1 protein-coding gene and 1 pseudogene are annotated in these 1331 nt (G+C 69.4%); one reads left to right on the top strand and one right to left on the bottom strand.

Annotated features, from left to right (window positions below; all coding sequences use genetic code 11):
• Window positions 1–56 precede the first annotated feature (56 nt).
• A pseudogene (locus ABEA77_RS33750) lies at window positions 57–392 on the bottom strand (radical SAM protein); the annotation flags it as partial.
• Window positions 393–510: 118 nt separating this feature from the next.
• On the opposite strand from ABEA77_RS33750, the gene ABEA77_RS33745 reads away from it, so the two are divergent.
• Window positions 511–1149 (top strand): TetR/AcrR family transcriptional regulator, encoded by a 639-nt coding sequence (locus tag ABEA77_RS33745; RefSeq protein ID WP_345655967.1) that lies wholly within the window; start codon window positions 511–513, stop codon window positions 1147–1149.
• Window positions 1150–1331 lie beyond the last annotated feature (182 nt).

The following is a 1331-nucleotide window of genomic DNA, read 5'->3' as shown; positions in this document are numbered from 1 at the left end:
CGTGCGATCCCAACTCCTTGGCTCACAGAACGACATGGCTACGATCCGACTTGGGGCAGCAGGACCGCGTTGGTGCACAGCACGACGAACTTGCCACGGTCGAGCAGCTCCCGCGTGATGATGTCGATCTGCGGGTGCATCAGCGGTTCGCCGCCCGCGAGGGAGACCATCGGAGCGCCGCACTCCTCGACGGCCCCGATGGCCTGGGCGACGGGCATGCGCTGCTTCAGGACGCCCGCGGGGTGCTGGATCTTGCCGCAGCCGTTGCAGGCGAGGTTGCACGCGAACAGCGGCTCGATCTCGACGATGAGCGGGAACTTCTCGACCCGTTTCACCTTCTGTTTGACGAGGTGGCTGCCCATCTTGACGGTGAGGTTGAGCGGAAGGGCCATGGCCTTTTCTCCGTTCTCACGGAGCCGGGCTCCGTCGCGGACGCGTACCGTGCATGCCCCTGTCCTCGCGCATACACGATGCTCTGAACATACAGACTGTATGGGACAGAATAAAGGCATGCCAGCGCAACCGAAATCCGTGCCGAGCCGCCGCGCCGACCATGTCGCCGACACCCGGGGAGCGCTGCTGGGCGCGGCGCGGTCCCTCTTCGCGAGCCGTGGTTACGCGGCTACGGGTACGGAGGACATCGTCTCCGCCGCCCGGGTGACCCGCGGCGCCCTCTACCACCACTTCCGGGACAAGGCCGACCTGTTCACCACGGTGATGGAGCAGTGTGCGCGGGAGATGGCGGAGCGGCTGATCGAGCAGGAGACGCGGCGTGCGGAGGCGGAGCACCAGGAGGACACCTGGAGTCTGCTGCGCACCGGTTTCCAGTCCTTCCTCGACGCGTGCGCGGACCCGGACTTCCAGCGGATCGTGCTGATCGAGGGGCCCGCGGTGCTCGGCCACAGCGCGTGGGACGCGCTGGTGGAGAAGCACGGGTACGTCCTGCTCGGAGAGGTGCTGTCGCAGGCGGTCGCGGAGGGGCGGGTCGATCCGATGCCGGTGCGTCCGCTGACCCGGATGCTGGGGGCGCTGATCTCCGAGGCCAGCCTGTACATCGCACGCTCCGAGGACCAGGAGCGGGCGCGCGCCGACGCGGGCGCGGTGCTCGACCGGATGCTGCTGGGCCTGCGCAGGCAGGACGCGGGCTGAGCCGGCGCGGCGGGCGGCGGCCCCCTTCCGGGCGGCGCCTGCCCGTCAGCCGTCGCCCATCGCCGTGTACGCCTCGTCGAGCAGGTCGTTGACGCGGGCGACGGTCCTCTCCTCCTTGGGCAGCTCGACGCACGCCTTGAGCGCGGAGAGCAGCGGCGAGATGGCCGCGCTCGCGAGGACAC

Origin of the sequence: Streptomyces tremellae (assembly GCF_039540215.1) — a bacterium.
Classification (GTDB): domain Bacteria; phylum Actinomycetota; class Actinomycetes; order Streptomycetales; family Streptomycetaceae; genus Streptomyces; species Streptomyces tremellae.
Note: the sequence above shows the minus strand (reverse complement) of the source record. Positions and strands in the feature narration are given on the sequence as shown.